The following is a 16389-nucleotide window of genomic DNA, read 5'->3' as shown; positions in this document are numbered from 1 at the left end:
CGCAGCCGCGCCGGATGGCCGGCCCGGCTCAGTCGGTGCCTGGCGGTCTGCGGCGCAGGGCGAGTACGCAGATGTCGTCGCGGCCCCGGTCGGGGGCGGCGGCGTTGATCACCGTCGGCACGAGGTGGTCGAGGCGCTCGGGCAGGTGCGGAGCTGTCACGGCGGCACACAAGGTCTGGATGCTCGTGTCGATGTCGGTGTCGTGGTGTTCGACCAGCCCGTCGGTGTAGACGAAGAGCACGTCGCCCGGCCTCAGTGATGTCTCGAACGCGAGGTACTCGGCATGCGGCGCGGCTCCCGTGATCAGCCCGTGCCGGTGCTCCAGGGGACGGGCTGTGCCGTCGTGGACCAGCAGCGGGTGGGGATGGCCCGCGTTGGCGTAGCGAAGAGTGCCGTCCCAGGGGGTGTAGACGCCGTAGAACACCGTGGTCATCGTCATGTCGGCGCACGAGCAGACGAGCCGGTTCAGTTCACCTAGAACGCGGTCGGGAGGCGGGTCCTGCATCGCGAAGGCGCGGATGGCGCTGCGGACGCTGCCCATGGTCACCGCGGCTTCCACGTCGTGCCCGATCACGTCGCCGACCGCGATCGCGAGCCTGCCGTCGGGCAGGGCGAACGCGTCGTAGAAGTCGCCGCCCACCCCGGCCGCGCTGTCCGCCGGCTGGTAGGCCGCGGACAGCTCCACGCCCTCGACGTCGGGGAGACTCGGCGGCAGCAGAGCTCGTTGCAACTGCAGCACGACCTGCCGCTCGTCCTTCAGTTGCGCGGTCACCTCGTCGGCCCGCACGACGGCCGCCTGCGCGGTGGCTTCGGCGGTGCGGCTGGCGGTGCGGTCGACGCACATGCCGCGCAGCGCCACGACTGTGCCGTTGACGTCCGCGACCGGTTCAGCGATCGACGTGACCACGACCATCCGTCCGTCGGGGGTGCACAACCGGTACTCCACGTCCACCACCGGTGATTGCATGGTGCGGCCGCTGAACGAAGCGCGAGCCACCTCGACGTCCTGCGGATGCACCAGCGAGAGGACTTCCTCAACGGTGTTCGGTGAATGCGTGACGCCGGCGATGCGGCAGAGGTTCACCGACCACGCGACGCGGCCGGTGCGCAGGTCGATCTCCCACGACCCGGTGCCGCCGGCCCGCTGCGCCCGGTCCAGCCGGTCGGTCCACTCGGCGTGCAGGCGCATTCCCTCGAGTTCGGCGACCTCGTGGGACTCGGTGACGTCCCGAACCGCGATCACGGCGGCGACCACCTGGTCGTCGCGGTCGCACAAGGGGAACAGGGTGAGCTGGAGGTGTTTGGCGGCATCGCCGGCGTCGTCGTGCGTCTCGACATCGCGGTGCACGGCGCCGGTGCTGAGCACGTCGGCGACGAGGGGTTCTACCGTTGCCCTGTAAGCAGGGGGAACGATCTCGCCGATCGTTCGCCCGGCGAACTGGCGCGAGGACGGGCCGTGCACCGCCACGAACGCCGGATTGACGTACAGGACCTGCATCTGGTCGCCCACGACGGCGAAGCCCACGGGCGCTCGTTCGAGCACCGACGTGATCTCCCGGAGCGATCCACCTGAACCTGCGAGACCACGGGCCAGTTCGATGCTGCCCACCGGCGCGCCGTCGAGGAACTTCGAGGCTTTCCCATCCACGGACCACATTGCTGCTCGTTCCTCCTGTCTCACCACACAGGCCTGACCCCAACTCCTTGTCATGGCACTAGTTCCGGACATTCCAGTACCCGGTTGAAGATCCGCGTAAACACAGATGTCCTCCGAGGACGGCAGCGATGCCGTCCTCGGAGGACTGGACTACTGGATCTCGAGAGCCGTCACCCAGGGCCACGGTCACCAGGTGACCGCGCAGTGGTCGTCACCCAGAACCGGAGCTCGACCGACCAGGTGCGAAGCCTTCCTAGCAGCTGCCGTCCGACTCCCTCAGACCCGTGCTGGCGCCCGCCGTGCGGCTCACGACGTTCGGCACGCAGCCGGCCTGGTCGAGGGTGAAGCTGTAGGGCACGGAGACGGTGGTGGTGGACTTGACGTCGGGACCGGCGGGCTTGTGGTCGCTGCTCGGGGCGGACCACGTCACGTTGTCGAAGACGTTGCCGCTGACCTGCCAGTAGCCGGCCTCGGTGGTGTAGAAGGTGCCGAGGACGTCGCGTGAGTTCTTGAAGTAGTTGTTGTCCACCTTGGCCTTGGCGCCGGCCCGGGAGTTGATGCCGGACTCGTTGAGGCTCACGTAGTGGTTGTTGTACATGTGGGCGATGCCGCCCCGCAGCAAAGGCGCCCGGGAGTCGATGTTCTCGTACAGGTTGTGGTGGTACGTGATGAACCCGTTCGAGCGGTCGCTTTCACTGGACCCGACCAGCCCGCCGCGACCGGAGTTGCGCAGGGTGCTGTAGGACAGGGTCACGTACTGGGTGTTGTTCTTCATGTCGAACAGGCCGTCGTAGCCTTCCGACTCACCGCCTGACGCCAGGAGGTTGACGTGGTCGACCCAGACGTTGCGGACGTTGTTCTCCATCCCGATGGCGTCGCCGCCGTTGGACGTGGGAGAACCCGACTTCTTGACGTTCCGGACGGTCACGTTCCGGATGATGATGTTGCGGGACTCGCGGATGTGGATGCCCAGCTGGTCGAAGACGGCTCCGCCGCCGACACCGATGATGGTGACGTTGCTGATCCGCTTGAGCTCGATCACGCCGGCGGCGGTCTCGCAGCTGTTGCCCGAGACCTTGGCGGTGTTGCCGTGGTTGATCGTGCCCGAGACCTCGATGATGATCGGCGTGCTGCTGCTCGCCCGGCCGCACAGGGCTTGGTGGATCTGGGTTCCGGTGGTGGCCCGGACCGTCGCCCCGCCCTGGCCGCCGGTGGTGCCGCCGTTCTGGGACGCGTAGCCGGTCGCGACGCCGGCCGCCGCCGACGCCGGTGACATCGCCAGCACCGCGCTGGTCGAGGTCGCGACGGCCAGCGCGGCCACGACCGCGGGGATCCGCCATGCGACTGATCGCTTCATTTCGTCTCCTGCGTCTTCGAAGGGGGGACGGGTGTAGCCGCGCTCGCCGGCGGCAATACCGGCGAATCGCTTTGTCGCGCGGTTGTCCGTACGCAGACTCTTGCGTCGCATCCTTGCGAGCAGGATTGTCTGACGTATTCCCAGCGACGCTGATCGCGATGGCGGCCGGAATCAGCTTTGCTGGGAACGCTCCCAGTGAGTATTGCGCAACATTGCTCGACTGGCAATAAAATTCACGGTTATGAACGCTGAACGACTTGATTGAGCGAGCGCGACTTGACTTCCCGGCGACCACCTCGCTGATTCACAGATATGAATAAGCGCGGAGTGACGGTGCCCGCGTTTGAATTTCCGAGCTTTCGCGTTCGAGTCGAATGGGCCACGCCGTTCGACTCACATTGTCGAATTTCGACGAGCACACCAAGGCCATGAAAGCAGGGCTTTTGATTCTGATCACGCGTCAGGCGCGCCTTGCGATCACGTCGCCGGCGGTGCCATTCCTGTGGTGGTGACCGGGACGCCCGGTGTGGTGCGGTACGAGTCGGGCGCTCCGTTGGGAGTGGTGAGCACGCTGTCGGTCGTCGAGGCCGGCGTCGGCAAGGGTGGACCGGGGTCCACCGGTGTGCTGGGTGCGGTGGGCAGGAAAGCCGGTGCCAGCGCCAAGATCCCCGTCGTGGCGACGACGCTGCCCGCCACCGCGGCGGTACGGCGCCGCGACTGTCTCGCCCGGCTGCGCCGGATCAGGTCGGCGGCGGAGCTCAAACCCGGAGGCGATGTCTGCGACCGCAGTGCGGAGAAGATCGCTCTCAGTTCGTCTTCGTGCACCATCAGGCCTCCAGCCTCGACCGGTCGAACCCAGGCCGAGCTTGCGCCGCAACGTCAGCAAGCCCTTGCTGCTCTGCGACTTCACCGTGCCGGTCGAACAACCGAGTGCGGCGGCGACGTCCTCCACGCTCATGTCGTTCCAGTAGCGCAGCACCAGCACCGCACGCTGACGTGCGGGCAGTGTGGACAACGCCTCCCAGACCACGAGGCCGTCCTCGGCGCCGGGCGTGTCGAAGACTTCCTCGGGTGGTGCGTCGGTCAGCTCTTCCCTGCGCCAGTTGCCGCACAGCAGGTAGGCGGTGAACCGCATCGAGTCCGAGCACCGGTCGAAGAGTTCGGCGAACTCGGTTTCCCAGTTCAGCGTCATCCCCTATCCGACGGGCCGTGGCGGCGAGGACGGCACGGGTGACGATGTCCGTTGCCACGTCATGTCGTCTGTGCGGATCACTGTGGGACGCTGCTCTGGAGGTCGTTCGGTATCGCGGAGTGCGAGCACCGGGATCGCGATGACCACGAGCGCGAGCAGCAACACCGCCACCGCGATCACCTGGCCTGCTCGCACCGCGACTCTCCCAAGGGATCAGTGGCGCCTGGCAGACGCTCTCACCCTTATCCATGCGATGGGGGACCGGTTTGGTTGCCCGTGTGTCGTGAATCGCACCAGCGACCCGTGTGGGTGCGCTCGACGTAGGGCGTCCACGAGAACGGTGCCGATTCAGTTGCGCGGGGCCTCGCGGTTCTTGCGGTAGCTGGAGAAGAGCGCGATACCGCTGGCGATGGCGACCAGTCCGAAGGCGGCGCTGACGTAGAGGCTCAGGCCGAAGGCTTGGGTGGCGACGTTGCCCATGAGGCTGCAGGCCAGCACCACCGCGAGCAGGGTGCGGTTGCGGGTGGGGGAGAGGTTCAGTTCCTTGTCCATGGCAACGAATTTAGTTCTGCTCGCCGGCATCGCCGATACCGCAGGCTTCCTGATTGGAGGTAGAGCAGGCTGCACCTCGGCACCGAGAGCAGCTGATCCTGACAACTGTGCTCGATGATGGTCATGCGCCAGGGGAAGCAGCCCCGTCACCGCGGAGCGACGTCGGTGCAGACGACCTTCTCGTCCGGCAGCCGGCCGGTGGTCAGGAACGTCACCGTCGCCTCGTCCACGCACGTGGAGCCCTGGTTGTAGACGTAGTGCCCGCCGTTGTCCGCGCCGACGAAAGCCGCTCGCTTGCCGAGGACCTCGTACAGCCCGAGGCCGTCCTCCCACGGTGTGGCGTTGTCCCTGCGGTTCTGCAGGATCAACGTGTTGCGCGGTCCCTTTCCGGTCACGCGGACGGGCTGTTCGATCGGCTTCGGCCAGAACGCGCACGCCCAGATGTTGGCGGGCATCCCCGCGGTGAGCGGCCAGGCCGCGCGGTCCTCGGCGGTGCGGCGGGCGTAGTCGCCGACGTCGCCGGACCACTGCGCGTCACCACAGGTCAGTGCCAGGAACATGGTGGCCTGGTTGTCGGCCGGCACGCCGGGGGTCGGTGGCTGTGCGGCGAACACCTGCTGCAGCACTTGGCCGTCCGCCTCGGTGAGCGTGCCGCCGGCCAGTCCGGCGGCCGCCTTCCAGAACTGTGCGAGCACCGGGAGAGACTTGTTGTCCAGCAGGAGGCTGTAGGTGACGGTGCGCAGCATCGAACCCGTCAGCGCCAGTTGCGTGCCGGGGACGGGCGCGGGGGTGCGGTCGAGGCGGTCGGCGAGTGCGAGGTACTTCTGCGTCACCTCGTCGATGGTGCCGCCCAGACCGAGCGCGGCGTGCTGCGCCGCGGCGACCCTTGCCGCGTCGGGGAAGCGTTCCGACATGGCCTTGCCCCAGTTGTCCTTGGCGTGGGCCCAGACCTTCGTGGGGTCGACGTTGCCCTCGAGGACGACCCGGTCGGCGCGTTCCGGGAACAGTGACGCGTAGACGGTGCCGAGGTAGGTGCCGTAGGACTGACCCCAGTAGGAGATCTTCTTCTCGCCGAGCGCCGTGCGGATGCGGTCCATGTCGCGGGCCGTGTTGGCGGTGGTGAAGTACCGGAGTTTCCTGCCGGCGTTCGTCGCGCACCGTTCGGCGTCGGTGCGGGCGTGGCCGACGTTCGCGGTGATCGAACCGTCCGCGGCCGGGTACGGGAAGAGGCTTGCTAGAGACGGGTCGTCGAGGCCGCAGCTCTGCGGGGTGCTGTGCGCGACTCCACGCGGGTCGAAGCCGATCAGGTCGTAGGCCGCCAGCACCGACGGCGGCAGGGTCTGCGCCACGGCACGCGGTGTGTCCAGGCCGGGCAACGCCGGGCCGCCGGGGTTGAGCAGCAGGACACCGCGGCGGTCGCGGGACTTCGCCGCCGGCAGCTTCGAGACGGCCACCTCGATCTTCTCGCCACCGGGGTTCCGGTAGTCGAGCGGAACCTCCACCGTTCCGCAGGTGAGCCGGGGGTCGCGGCTGGCGCCCTCGGCCGACGCCGGGCACGTGCCCCAGGTGATGCGCGGCGTGCCGGCCGCCTCGGCGACGACCGGTGGTGCGTCCTGACTCGTGGGGCCTTCTGCCGCGGCGGCGTCACAGGCCGCCACCGCGGCGACGGTGAGCGCCACCGCGATCACCACCCTGGTGGACCTCCGGGGGATACCGGCTTCCGCTGACCGTTGCATCGTCTTCAACGTCCTTGTCCTCCAGGTCTCGGCGTGCTGCGACGCACTGACGCTGTCGCCAGCAGAAACCTATGAGGGACGGTGGCGCGACGAATCCCCTTGGCGTGGACACTCTTCTGTAGTCCTCACGGGGGACAGCGGCCACCTATGCGGTGAACCTGGTGAACGAGCGCAGGCGAAGGTGGCGGAGAGCCGTGGTCGTCGCCGTGAACGCGACGGCTGCGAGTGCCACGTCCGGGAGGAGTCTGAAAAGGACTGCCGCGGCCAGGAAGGAGCCCCGCGGAAGCAGGTCGTGGATCGGCTCGAGCGTGTAGGCGGTGGCGCTCACGATCAGCAGGGCGGTGAGCAGGCTGCGCCGTCCCGTGCGGTGGAGGAGCAACCCGGTGGTCGCGACGAGTGCGACGGTCATGCCGATCGGGAGTGCCAGCAGGTCGAGGTCCATCGTGAACGGGTGCCTGCTGCGGGCGGGCACCGACGTGGCGGTGGTGAGAATCGCGAATACCACGGAGATCGGGGCGATGGACGCGGCGACGAGCCCGGCCGTCAGGCGCTCGCGCTTGCCGAGCTGAAGCGCGGTCGTGGGTGTGAGAAGCAGGAGCAGGCCACCGATGGCGACGGTGATGTGGGCGTCCCAGCTCGCGCCCGCGACGGGCAGGAACGGCGCTGTGAGAGCCGCTCCGGCTGCCAGGAGCTTGGCTGATCGGGCGCGGCCCCTCAGCACCGACACCACTACTCCGCCCCAGAGCGTCGTGGTGACCGCGAGCGCGAGGTGCCCCCACGGCGACTCGATGTGCACGGCGTCGGTCAGGCCCAGGCCGTCGAAGGCGAGAAGTACGTAGAGGGCGACGAGGTAGCCGGTGACCAGGGCGGCGGTGGGGACGGCCGCCGCCGCGGTCGCACCGCGGATGCCGTCGCCTGCTCCGCGCAGGTGGGCTCGGGCGGCGCCGTGCACCAGACTGGCGCGCTCCCGTGCGGTGGGCCGGACCTGGCCGGGCCGCGCCATCTCGCAGAGGGTGCCCAGCATCTCCTGCTCACGGTCTGCCCGGTAGGCGGCGGGATACCAGCGGAGCAGCTTGCGGTAGGCGTGCTCCAGGCGATCGGGTGCCGGGTCGGAAAGGGTCACGAACGAGCTCCTTCGATGAACACGGGTCGGTGCTGGAGAGACCGGGTGAGTCAGGCCAGGCCGGGCGCGGGGCCGAAGCCGCCCGAGCCACCACGGGCGGCTCGGGCTCGGAGACCGGCGGTGGCGGCGTCGGCGTTGGCCCGCAGCCGGACGGTTTCGCTCGCGAGCACGCCGGCACCGGTGTCGGTGAGCCTGTAGTAGCGGCGTAGACGACCGTCGACGACGTCCTCGCGATCCAGTTCGATCCAGCCGTCTTCCTTGAGCCGGTCGAGTGCGCCGTACAAGGTGCCCGCCTGCAGGCGGACGCGGTCACCCGAGAGTTCCGCGACGGTCCGGACGATGCCGTAGCCGTGCAGCGGCTCTGTGGTGAGCGCGGTGAGGATGAAGAACGTGGGTTCACGCAGCGGAATGGGCACGCCGTGAAGCTACAGCGTTCGATATATATCGTCAACCGACCTATGGCCTCGAGCCCGTCCGGATGTCGGGGTGTTCTCCGCCCACTACTCCGCTCACTACTCCGCTCACTACTATGTGATTGCTGCAGGCGGTCGCGGTCGCGTTGCGCCCGTTGGCCATAGGCATACCTTTCGAGGAGGCGCTCGTGACACCGCACGGGCTTCTCGTGCTCGACCTGCCGGTGCACCCAGGCGTCGCGGTGTCGGCGTTGCGCCGTGATCTCACGGCGGCTCTGCGCGGTCTAGGAGAGGACCACCTCTACGACGTCCTGCTCGTGATGACGGAGCTCGTGAGCAACGCCCTGGACCACACACCTGGTGTCGGTCGTCTGCGCGTTCAGCGCAGCCAGGCGCCCTGTGCGGTGACGGTCGAGGTCGACGACATCTCGTCCGCGGAGCCGGTGTACGGCCTTTCGAGGCTGCCGAACGACTTCCGCGGGCGCGGGATCGTGGTCGTCGACAGCCTGGCGAGGACGTGGGGGACCCGGCGGCGCGCAGGCGGAGGCAAGACCGTGTTCGCGTCGGTCTACTGCTGAGCCGGCGCCGACCGCTTCCACCGTGAGAACCCGCCCGGCGCCGGGCAGGTGGTCACAGCAACTGGATACCGACGACGCAGGTGTCGTCGTCGGTGTTCGAGTCGCTGGTCGCGAGCAACTCGTCGAGCAGCGTCTCCAGATCGCGCGGTGGACCCGAGACCGCGACGCACAGGCGCTCCATGCATTCGTCGAGCGGCACGTCTCGGCGTTCGACCAGGCCGTCGGTGTAGAGCAGCAGGGTGTCGCCGGGCTCCAGCTGCACCTCACCCTCCTGATAGGACACTTCCGCCAGCGCGCCGAGCAGCAGTCCGGGCAGCATGGGCAGGAGTTCGCCGCGCTGGTCCCTGATCAGCACCGGCGGCAGGTGGCCGGCCCGCGCCCAGCGCAGCACGCGCGTGAGCGGGTCGTACACACCGCAGAGCGCGGTGGCGATGATGTGGTCGGTGAGGTGGTGCGCCACCAGGTTGAGCCACTTGAGCAGCTGACCCGGCCCCGCGCCGGTGGCGGCGAGACCGCGCAAGGCGTTGCGCAGCGCCACCATCCCGGTCGCGCCCTTGATGCCGTGGCCTGTGATGTCGCCGACCGAGACCAGGATCTGCTTGTTCGGCAACACGACGGCGTCGTACCAGTCGCCGCCGACCAGTTCCTCCTGCGCGGCGGGCCGGTAGCGCACGGCGACGCGCAACCCGAACGCGTCGATGGTGGGATGGGTGGGCGGCATGATCACCTGCTGGAGCCGCAGCGTGAGCCTGTTGTGCTCCTCGACCTCCTGCGTGGTGATGGCGAGCTGGTCCTGGGCGGCCGACAGCGCCACCTCGGTCCAGTGCTGCGCTGACACGTCCTGGTAGGCGCCGCGGATCGCGAGCAGTGCGCCGTGCGAGTCGAGCACGGGTTCGGCGATCACGCGGACGTGCCGGGTGACGCCGTCGGCGCGGTGCAGCCGGAAGGCCGCCGACGCGGGCCGGTGCTGGTGCTGGACGTTGCGGAGGAACCCGTTGAGGGACGGCAGGTCGTCCGGGTGGGCGTGATCGGTGATGTCCGACAGCGGCACGGGATCGGCGGTCGGCGGCAGGCCGTAGAGCGCGTACAGCTGGCTGTTCCAGATGACCTTGCCGTGCTGGGGCTCCTCTTCGAACCCGCCGATGCGACCGAGGCGCTGGGCGTGCTGCAGGAGGCTGGCGAGCCGGGCAGCCTCGTCCTGGACCCGCCACACCAGCAGGACGAGGACGCCGTGGCGGGTGACGCTGACACTGGCGGTGACCGTGAGCGGCAGTTCGTCGACCAGTGCCGCCAGCGTCATGCGCTCGGCCCGGAACGGTTCACCGGTCGCGTGCACGCGCTCGACCTTGTCGAACAGGTCGCCTTCGGCCGCGGCCAGCGGGTACGCCTCGAGCAGCAGCTTCCCCGCCACCGCGGACCGCGGCCTGCCCGCGAGGTCGACGAACCGGTTGTTCACGTGGTGCACCCGGAAGTCGGTGAGCGTGCCGTCGGCGGCGATCTCCGGGCCCAGCACGAGCGCGGGGTCGAGCAGTCCGTCGGCGAGGTCCGCGAGCTCGGCGGGCGCGGTCGTGACGTGGTCGATCTGGCCGTGCGGCGCGGTGTTGTCGAGGGTGGCGGCGCACAGCTCGGCCAGCGCCTCCACCTGCTTGTGCACGCTCAGCGGCTGCGGTTCGAGGACGTCGGGCCAGCAGATCTCGAGCACACCGGTGATCCGGCCCCCGGTGCCCGCGGGAACGGCCACGCGGCCGGGCAGGTCCCCGCCGATGGACGGCAGCCCGGACTCCGCGAGATCGGAGATCCACACCGCGTCGCGGTCGAGGAGCGCCCGCCGCGCGGGTGTGGCGACGCCGGGCGGCACGTAACGCCAGCGCTGGGCCTCGCCCGCGGCGAACCCGGCCTGCCCGACGAGGGTGAGCGAGGAGTCCGGGCCCGCCGACCAGATCGCCACCGCGGCCGCGCCCAGTGGCGAGAGCGCGTGGGCGAACAGCGACTGAGCGACGGCCTGCGTGTCGTCCGCCTGCAGCGCACCGCTTTCCGCCGTCCGCAGCCGGATCGCGGCGCGGTTGTCCGGGTCTGCCGCCGACGGCACCCGTGCGACGAAGTCGTCGCCGGACGCCTCGTTGATGATGTCGACGGCCAGTTCGAGCTGGGTGGTGCCGGCTCGGTCAGCGAGCAGGGCGAGCTGTTCCGCGGCCTGCGCCGGCCCGCAGCGCAGCCTCTCGACGAGCATGCCCTTCGCGAGCTCGACGAGCGCCCGGCCGTCCGCCTCCTCCCGGCTCTTCTCGAGCTCGCGCTGGAGGCGCGCGACCAGGCCGGCGAGCCGATCGACGCCTGTGCCGTCGGCCGTCACCGCTGACGCATCCAGTGACGTACGCAGGAGATGAGCTCGTCGGCGTCCACCGGCTTGGTGACGTAGTCGTTGGCACCGGACGCGATGCTCTTGTCGCGGTCTCCGGGCATCGCCTTGGCGGTCACCGCGATGATCGGCAGCTGTCCGTGGTCCGGCATGGCGCGAATGGCCGTCGTGGCGGCGTACCCGTCCATCTCCGGCATCATCACGTCCATCAGGATCAGGTCGATCTCCGGGTTGGCGACCAGGGCCTCGATGCCCTCCCTGCCGTTCTCCGCGTGCAGCACGCGGAGACCGTGCAGCTCCAGGATGCTGCTCAGCGCGAACAGGTTGCGGGCGTCGTCGTCGACGATCAGCACGGTGCGGCCGGCGAGCTGGCCGTTCGCCTGGTGGACCACCGGCTGCCCCGGCTCTTCCGGCCGTACCAGTGGAAGCACGTCCTGCGGGCCTTTGGCGTTGAGGTGCAACGCGATCCGCTCCCGCAGCTCGTCCAGACTGGACAGGATCTCGAGCGGTCGTGAGCTGCTGCGCTCGTGCAGCCGCTGCTCGTACTCGGCGGCCAGCCTGCGGTTGTGGTGCGCGAGCACCGGAACCGTGCTCGTCGCGGCGTCGCCGTCGAGGGCGTCCAGGAACCGCAACGCGGCCCCGTCGGGCATGTCGAGCTCCAGGACCACGCAGTGGCACGGCTCCGTCGCCAGCGCCGCCGCCGCCTCCTCCTGGCCGACCGCGGTGACCACGTCGACCGGGCCGCGCGGGTCATCGCTCGCGGACAGGTCGGTCACCGCGCTCTGCGCGACCAGTGCGAGCAGGCCGTGCGACTTCTCCTCGACCACGAGCAGCCTGCGCTTGTGGCCGGTGGCGACGGTCTGTGCCGCCGCCACGGGCAGCGCCGACGCCTCCTGCTCGGGGAGGTCCTGCGCGTTCTCGGGGAAGTCCTCGCGCCGTACCGGCAGGTAGAGGGTGAACGTGCTGCCCTTGCCGAGGGTGCTCTCCGCGGTGATCAAGCCGCCGAGCAGGTAGGCGATCTCCCTGCTGATCGACAGCCCCAGCCCGGTGCCGCCGTACTTGCGGCTGGTGGTGCCGTCGGCCTGCTGGAAGGCGCCGAAGATCGATTCGAGCTGGTGCTCGGCGATGCCGATGCCGGTGTCGCTGACGCGGAACATGATCGCCGGGCCGTGGTCGCGCACGGCGGGCGGCAGCTGGTCGGGGTCGGCGAGTTCGATGCGCAGGTCGACGCCACCGGTCTCGGTGAACTTCACCGCGTTGGACAGCAGGTTGCGCAGCACCTGCTGCAGGCGGGTGTCGTCGGTGACCAGCTCCGGCGGGGTGCCGGGGGCGGTGCTGAGCTGGAAGCTCAGCCCCTTCTGGGAGGTGAGCGGCCGGAACGTCACCTCGACGTAGTCCCGCAGCTGCCGCAACGAGACGCGTTCGGGGGTGATGTCCATCTTGCCGGCCTCGATCTTGGACAGGTCGAGGATGTCGTTGATCAGCTGGAGCAGGTCCGAACCGGCCGAGTGGATGATGCCCGCGTACTCGACCTGCTTGGGCGTGAGGTTGCGGCTCGGGTTCTGGGCGAGCAGCTGGGCGAGGATCAGCAGGCTGTTGAGCGGGGTGCGCAGCTCGTGGCTCATGTTGGCCAGGAACTCCGACTTGTACTTCGACGCCAGCGAGAGCTCCCGCGCCCTGGTCTCGAGTTCCTGGCGCGCCTGCTCGATCTCCAGGTTCTTCGCCTCGATGTCGCGGTTCTGCGTCGCGAGCAGTGCCGCCTTCTCCTCCAGCTCGGCGTTGGAGCGCTGCAGCTCTTCCTGGCGCACCTGCAGTTCGCCCGAGCGCGACTGCAGCTCCCCGGCGAGTCGCTGGGACTCGGCGAGCAGCTCGTCGGTGCGGGCGTTGGCGATGATGGTGTTGACGTTGACGCCCACGGTTTCCATCAGCTGCTCGAGGAAGTCGCGGTGGATGTCGGTGAAGTGGTGCACCGACGCCAGCTCGATGACGCCGAGCACCTGGTCCTCCACCACGATCGGCAGCACGACCAGGTTCACCGGGGCCGTCCGTCCGAGTCCGGACGAGATCGCGACGTAATCCGCGGGCATGTCGTCCACGGCGATGGTGCGGCGGCTGCGGGCGGCCTGGCCCACCAGCGACTGGCCGAACTCGAACCGCGCCGGCCGTGAGGCGTGGGGGTGCCCGTAGGAGCTGATCAGGCGCAGCTCCTGGTGGTCGTCGATGTCGTCGGCCAGGTAGAAGGCGCCGAACTGCGCGGACACCAGCGGCGTCAGCTCGTCCATGATCAGTTCCGCGACCACGGCGAGGTCGCGGCGGCCCTGCATGAGCCCGGAGATGCGCGCCAGGTTGGACTTGAGCCAGTCCTGGTCCTGGTTGGCCTTGGTGGAGTCGCGCAGCGAGCCCACCATCGAGTTGATGTTGTCCTTGAGCTCGGCGACCTCACCGGAGGCCTCCACGGTGATCGACCGCGTCAGGTCGCCCTCGGCGACCGCGCTCGTCACCTCGGCGATCGCCCGCACCTGCCGGGTCAGGTTGCCGGCGAGCTCGTTGACGTTCTCGGTGAGCCGCTTCCACGTGCCGGAGACGCCCTCGACCTCGGCCTGGCCGCCCAGCCGGCCCTCGCTGCCCACCTCCCGGGCCACGCGGGTCACCTCGGCCGCGAAGCTGGAGAGCTGGTCGACCATCGTGTTGATCGTCGTCTTCAGCTCGAGGATCTCGCCGCGGGCGTCGACGTCGATCTTCTTCGTCAGGTCGCCCTGCGCGACCGCGGTGGTGACCTGGGCGATGTTGCGCACCTGGTTGGTCAGGTTGTTCGCCATGAAGTTCACGTTGTCGGTGAGGTCCTTCCACGTGCCCGCCACGTTCGGCACGCGTGCCTGACCGCCGAGCATGCCCTCGGTGCCCACCTCGCGGGCCACGCGCGTCACCTCGTCGGCGAACGCGGACAGCGTGTCGACCATCGTGTTGATCACGCCGGCCAGCGCGGCGACCTCGCCCTTGGCCTCGACGGTGATCTTCTGGCTGAGGTCGCCCTTCGCGACCGCGGTGGCGACCTGGGCGATGGACCGCACCTGGTTGGTCAGGTTGGACGCCATGACGTTCACGTTGTCCGTCAGGTGCTTCCACGTGCCGGAGACACCGCGCACGGTCGCCTGGCCGCCCAGGTTGCCCTCCGTGCCGACCTCGCGGGAGACGCGGGTGACCTCGTCGGCGAAACCGGACAGCTGGTCGACCATCGTGTTGATGGTCTCCTTGAGCTCCAGGATCTCGCCGCGCGCGTCGACGCGGATCTTCTGGCTCAGGTCGCCTCGCGCCACCGCCGTCGTCACCTGCGCGATGGAGCGCACCTGCGCGGTGAGGTTGTCCGCCATGACGTTGACGGACTCCGTGAGGTCCTTCCACGTGCCGGAGACGCCCTTGACGTCCGCCTGACCGCCGAGGCGGCCGTCCGTGCCGACCTCGCGGGAGACGCGGGTGACCTCGTCGGCGAAGGAGGAGAGCTGGTCGACCATCGTGTTGATCGTGTTCTTCAGCTCGAGGATCTCGCCGCGCGCGTTGACGTTGATCTTCTGGCTCAGGTCGCCCCTGGCGACCGCCGTCGCGACCTGCGCGATCGAGCGCACCTGCGCGGTGAGGTTGCCCGCCATGAAGTTCACCGAGTCGGTGAGGTCGCGCCAGGTGCCGGAGACGCCCTTCACGTCGGCCTGCCCGCCCAGCGCGCCCTCGGTGCCGACCTCGCGGGAGACGCGGGTGACCTCGTCGGCGAAGGAGGACAGCTGGTCGACCATCGTGTTGATCGTGCTCTTGAGCTCGAGGATCTCGCCCCGCGCGGTGACCGTGATCTTCTGGCTCAGGTCGCCCCGCGCGACCGCCGTCGTCACCTGCGCGATGTTGCGGACCTGGTCGGTCAGGTTGCCCGCCATGAAGTTCACGGAGTTCGTGAGGTCCAGCCACACACCACCGACACCGGGCACCTCGGCCTGCCCGCCGAGCCTGCCCTCGCTGCCCACCTCGCGCGCGACTCGCGTGACCTCGTCGGCGAAGCTGGAGAGCTGGTCCACCATGGTGTTCACGGTGTTCTTCAGCTCGAGGATCTCACCGCGGGCGTCGACGTCGATCTTCTGGCTCAGGTCGCCCCGCGCGACCGCGGTGGCCACCTGGGCGATGTCGCGCACCTGGCTCGTCAGGTTGCCCGCCATCGCGTTCACCGAGTCGGTGAGGTCCTTCCACGTGCCCGACACGCCCGGAACCTCGGCCTGCCCGCCGAGCCGCCCGTCCGTGCCGACCTCGCGGGCCACGCGGGTGACCTCGGAGGTGAACAGCGACAGCTGGTCCACCATGCCGTTGAAGACCGTGGCGATCTCGCCGAGCAACCCGTCGGAGTCGTCGGGCAGGCGGATGCCGAAGTCGCCGTCGCGCACCGCGGTGAGCCCGGCGAGCAACTGCCGCAGCTCCGGCATGTCGGCCGCTCTTCGTGCCTCGCTCTGACCGGTGGCGGAACGGTCGGCCTTGGCCGTGGTGCCACTCATTCCTACTGCCTCCAGGACAGGGCGCAAACAAGGTGTGAGGGGACACCTGTTTGCTCAAGCGCACCTCGATCAACCAAACGACCTTACTTCAACCACGTCCGGGGAGGCGTAGAGGCGCATCCGGCACCGCGATCAGCCGGAGACGTCCCGCGGGTCCCGGCTGCGCGGATAGGTGTTCCGCTCGCCGATCGTGCCGTCCAGCTTGCGGATGATGTGCTCGACGCCGCGTTCGACAGCCATCTCGCGTCCCTTCGAGATCGCCTCGTCCTTGGTGTCGTGGGTGCTGGAGGCCTGCGAGTTGCCCTCGACCTTGGTCTTCCAGGTCCCGTTCTCGTGGTAGGTCTCGACGTCACCCTTCATCACGGTCTCCTCACTCGTCGTTGTGGGGCCCGGGATGCCCGGGAACCAGAACTTCGACACCTGATGGATCATTCGCCGGCCGTTGGCCGCACTCTTCCGGCCCAGTCCGAAGTTTGGCCGTGACGTCGACGGGTACGGCTGACGCATGACCAGAACTCGCTGCCACGCCGAAGGCGCCGAAGTGACGCTGCGGTCGAAGACGATGGTCCTCGACTTCGCCGGGGACTGTGACGGCACGCAGGCCGCCGGAATCCGGTTGGTCGCCGAGCTCCCGGACGCAGGTGGTGCCGAGGACGGCGGAACGGTCGTGCTGGAGCGAGATGCCGCGACGATCACCCAGCCGGGTGGTGAGATCTGCCTGGCCGCACGGGAACCGCTGCGCTGGGACGACGGGCCGGTCGACGTCGAGTTCGTCCTGCCGGAGAGTCCTGAGTCGACGGTGCTCACCGTCCGCGGGCTCTTGGTACGGCAGGAGCCCGCCGACGGTTGATTCCGCGAGGCATCACGGTCTTCCGGCCGCCGCGGACGTGACCGGC

Annotated in this window: 12 protein-coding genes; 2 read left to right on the top strand and 10 right to left on the bottom strand. The window is 69.1% G+C overall.

Going from position 1 to position 16389, the window contains the following annotated elements; all coding sequences use genetic code 11:
- Positions 1-28 precede the first annotated feature (28 nt).
- The 7 genes from LX88_RS22240 to LX88_RS22210 all read right to left on the bottom strand — a co-directional run bounded on the left by LX88_RS22240 (position 29) and on the right by LX88_RS22210 (position 8033).
- Positions 29-1657 (bottom strand): SpoIIE family protein phosphatase, encoded by a 1629-nt coding sequence (locus LX88_RS22240; protein WP_258949729.1) that lies wholly within the window; start codon positions 1655-1657, stop codon positions 29-31.
- A gap of 253 nt (positions 1658-1910) precedes the next feature.
- A complete protein-coding gene (locus LX88_RS22235) occupies positions 1911-3014 on the bottom strand; it encodes a pectate lyase family protein (protein ID WP_258949728.1) in 1104 nt (367 codons plus the stop codon).
- 460 nt (positions 3015-3474) lie between these two features.
- Positions 3475-4206, bottom strand: coding sequence for a sigma-70 family RNA polymerase sigma factor (locus LX88_RS43800; protein WP_307790873.1), 732 nt, complete (start codon positions 4204-4206; stop codon positions 3475-3477).
- Between the two features lie 348 nt (positions 4207-4554).
- Positions 4555-4758 (bottom strand): hypothetical protein, encoded by a 204-nt coding sequence (locus LX88_RS22225; RefSeq protein WP_258949727.1) that lies wholly within the window; start codon positions 4756-4758, stop codon positions 4555-4557.
- A gap of 146 nt (positions 4759-4904) precedes the next feature.
- Positions 4905-6449 (bottom strand): alpha/beta hydrolase, encoded by a 1545-nt coding sequence (locus LX88_RS22220; protein WP_258949726.1) that lies wholly within the window; start codon positions 6447-6449, stop codon positions 4905-4907.
- 190 nt (positions 6450-6639) lie between these two features.
- Entirely contained in the window at positions 6640-7617 is a 978-nt protein-coding gene (locus LX88_RS22215; RefSeq protein ID WP_258949725.1) for a hypothetical protein, read from the bottom strand.
- Between the two features lie 50 nt (positions 7618-7667).
- Positions 7668-8033: a PadR family transcriptional regulator gene (locus tag LX88_RS22210; protein WP_258949724.1), complete on the bottom strand. Its 366-nt coding sequence runs from the start codon at positions 8031-8033 to the stop codon at positions 7668-7670.
- 185 nt (positions 8034-8218) lie between these two features.
- Between LX88_RS22210 and LX88_RS22205 the strand changes: the two genes are divergently transcribed.
- Positions 8219-8608: an ATP-binding protein gene (locus tag LX88_RS22205; protein ID WP_258949723.1), complete on the top strand. Its 390-nt coding sequence runs from the start codon at positions 8219-8221 to the stop codon at positions 8606-8608.
- A 52-nt stretch (positions 8609-8660) separates the two neighbouring features.
- On the opposite strand, the gene LX88_RS22200 is transcribed toward LX88_RS22205, so the two are convergent.
- The 3 genes from LX88_RS22200 to LX88_RS22190 form a co-directional block, all read right to left on the bottom strand.
- The gene (locus LX88_RS22200; protein WP_258949722.1) at positions 8661-10958 is read right to left on the bottom strand and encodes a SpoIIE family protein phosphatase; all 2298 of its coding nucleotides are present in this window, start codon (positions 10956-10958) and stop codon (positions 8661-8663) included.
- A complete protein-coding gene (locus LX88_RS22195) occupies positions 10955-15493 on the bottom strand; it encodes a hybrid sensor histidine kinase/response regulator (RefSeq protein WP_372511386.1) in 4539 nt (1512 codons plus the stop codon). The genes LX88_RS22200 and LX88_RS22195 overlap by 4 nt, the downstream gene beginning before the upstream one ends.
- 132 nt (positions 15494-15625) lie before the next feature.
- Entirely contained in the window at positions 15626-15913 is a 288-nt protein-coding gene (locus LX88_RS22190) for a DUF2188 domain-containing protein (RefSeq protein WP_258949721.1), read from the bottom strand.
- An 85-nt stretch (positions 15914-15998) separates the two neighbouring features.
- Here LX88_RS22190 and LX88_RS22185 point away from each other — a divergent pair, with 85 nt between their 5' ends.
- Positions 15999-16343, top strand: a complete 345-nt coding sequence (locus LX88_RS22185; protein WP_258949720.1) for a hypothetical protein — start codon at positions 15999-16001, stop codon at positions 16341-16343.
- Positions 16344-16389 lie beyond the last annotated feature (46 nt).

Source organism: Lentzea californiensis (genome assembly GCF_024648825.1).
Taxonomy (GTDB): Bacteria; Actinomycetota; Actinomycetes; order Mycobacteriales; family Pseudonocardiaceae; genus Lentzea; species Lentzea californiensis.
Note: the sequence above shows the minus strand (reverse complement) of the source record. Positions and strands in the feature narration are given on the sequence as shown.

Excerpts from the sequence above, each read along its gene's own strand:
- LX88_RS22195 (WP_372511386.1), bottom strand. The coding sequence starts at position 15,493 with ATGAGTGGCACCACGGCCAAGGCCGACCGTTCCGCCACCGGTCAGAGC.
- LX88_RS22240 (WP_258949729.1), bottom strand. The coding sequence starts at position 1,657 with ATGTGGTCCGTGGATGGGAAAGCCTCGAAGTTCCTCGACGGCGCGCCG.
- LX88_RS22225 (WP_258949727.1), bottom strand. The coding sequence starts at position 4,758 with ATGGACAAGGAACTGAACCTCTCCCCCACCCGCAACCGCACCCTGCTC.
- LX88_RS22235 (WP_258949728.1), bottom strand. The coding sequence starts at position 3,014 with ATGAAGCGATCAGTCGCATGGCGGATCCCCGCGGTCGTGGCCGCGCTG.
- LX88_RS22185 (WP_258949720.1), top strand. The coding sequence starts at position 15,999 with ATGACCAGAACTCGCTGCCACGCCGAAGGCGCCGAAGTGACGCTGCGG.
- LX88_RS43800 (WP_307790873.1), bottom strand. The coding sequence starts at position 4,206 with ATGACGCTGAACTGGGAAACCGAGTTCGCCGAACTCTTCGACCGGTGC.